The 367-nt window shown below is 62.7% G+C and carries 1 pseudogene; it reads left to right on the forward strand.

Annotated features, from left to right (window positions below):
* Positions 1-160 precede the first annotated feature (160 nt).
* A pseudogene (locus BG61_RS41240) lies at positions 161-367 on the forward strand (DUF2252 domain-containing protein); the annotation flags it as partial.

Raw genomic sequence — 367 nt, forward strand, 5'->3', positions numbered from 1 at the left:
TCCCGAGTCCGCACGATAGCTGTCAGGCAGGAACATCAAGGACAGGACGGCGTGCCCTTGGTGTTCGTGGCGTGCGTGCTCGCCAGCCATCCCGGCCACCGCGACGATTCGTCATGCGAAAGTGGAATCCGCGACGCGAACCCGGCAGGAGGAGGCGAGTATGGACACCGTGATGAAGACGCCTGGAAAGGCAAACACCGAAGTCAGTAACATCGTGGAGGACGTCCCGGTCGTTCGCTCGCGCGCAGAACGCCTTGCCGCAGGGCAGGCGTTGCGCGAAAGCGTGCCGCGCAGCAGTCATGGCGACTGGACACCGTCGACCCAGCGCCTAGACCCGATAGAGATCCTGGAAGAATCGAATCAGGAT

It is taken from the genome of Caballeronia glathei, assembly GCF_000698595.1.
In the GTDB taxonomy this organism is placed as follows: Bacteria; Pseudomonadota; Gammaproteobacteria; order Burkholderiales; family Burkholderiaceae; genus Caballeronia; species Caballeronia glathei.